The organism is Gordonia sp. ABSL11-1 (assembly GCF_030315685.1).
GTDB lineage: Bacteria > Actinomycetota > Actinomycetes > Mycobacteriales > Mycobacteriaceae > Gordonia.
In genome coordinates, this window is record NZ_JASXSI010000078.1 from 1 (window position 1) to 1,399 (window position 1,399).

Genomic DNA, 1,399 nt, shown 5'->3' on the forward strand with positions numbered 1-1,399 from the left:
TAGTACTACAGCCGTAGATGGGGTTCATTGTTGTTGTGACCTGCGTTGATAGTGGTGTTGTCGGGCTCGGTATTGGTGTTTTCGTCGCCAGAGTGACCAGGCGAGGGGGTCGGCGATGGCATGCAGTGGTGTGAGGACGAGGATCGTGAAGAGCTTTCGGAACTCGTTGACCGACAACCGGATCAGTCCGGGTTCTGTGGGTTGGGCGAGGCGTTCGGTGGCGGTGTGCACGGCCAGGAAGGCGTGCGCGGCCATGACCAGGGTGATCCAGCGGTGCCAGGACGTCCACGTCCGCACTTGGTGCTGATCCAGACCGGTCAGGCCTTTGCCGGTCTGGAATGATTCCTCGACCGTCCACCGCCGCCCGGCTACTCGGACGTACTGGTGCAGCGGCACCGGTGTCGGGCTGTAGCAGCGGTAGTAGGCGAGCTCACCGGAACTGTCGTTGCGGCGCACCAGGACGTGACAGAGGCCGATGTCGGGGCGTTCGGTGGTGGCGATGAGCGCCCAGGAGTACCGGCGGTCACCTTTGCTACCGGCGCCGGCGGACATCTTGTGCCAGGCCCGTGGCGGTAGATCCGCAGCGAGGGCATCGACTCTGATCTTGCCGACCGGTGTGGGGACCTGCCGATTGCATCCGATGGCCAGTACGTAGCCGATCTCTCTGTCGTGCAACGCTTGCCGCAGGTTCGGGTCAGCGCCGTACACTTCATCACCGGCGACCCACGAAGCGGGGACATCGGCGTCGAGGGCCGCTTCGATCAGCGTCGTTGCCAGCGCTGGTTTGGTGGCGAACTCAACGGTGTCGGGCACCCCGGCTTTGGTCCGTCGCTGCGGGTCGGTGGCCCAGGTGTGTTGCGGCAGGTACAGCGCTCGGTCGATCAGCGTGTGTCCGCGGGCGGCAGCGTAGGTCAGGTAGACCGCGACCTGACAGTTCTCCGTGCGTCCGGCGGTTCCGGTGTACTGGCGTTGTACCCCAACGGTGTTGGCCCCCTTCTTCAAGTCGCCGGTCTCATCGACGACGAGCACCGCCTCAGGGTCAGCCAGGTGGTCGATGACATAGCTGCGCACGTCATCACGGACCAGATCAGCGTCCCATTTGGCGCGGGACAACAAGTGCTGCAGTCGGTCAGGGGTGCCATGGCCCGATAGTTCGGCGATGGTCCAGCAGTTCTTGGAACCAAGATCGGCCAGCAAACCCAGCACCAGCGCACCGGCGTTGCGTCGCGCTTCGACCCGCTTGAACCGCGGCGCGAACGACGCCAACAGTCCATCCAGGCCCGCGTGCCATCGTTCATGGTCTACCCTCAGTGCTGCGGTTGCCGCAGCTGATTTGGATGTCTTCACAAACTCGAGATCATGCCGCGGCAACCGCGTCTACCAGAGCAAACACGCCGAA

At 63.8% G+C, this 1,399-nt stretch carries 1 protein-coding gene; it reads right to left on the minus strand.

What is annotated here, in order from left to right; genetic code table 11:
- Positions 1 to 24: 24 nt before the first annotated feature.
- The gene (locus QSJ19_RS26490; protein WP_286324037.1) at positions 25 to 1,266 is read right to left on the minus strand and encodes an IS701 family transposase; all 1,242 of its coding nucleotides are present in this window, start codon (positions 1,264 to 1,266) and stop codon (positions 25 to 27) included.
- Positions 1,267 to 1,399 lie beyond the last annotated feature (133 nt).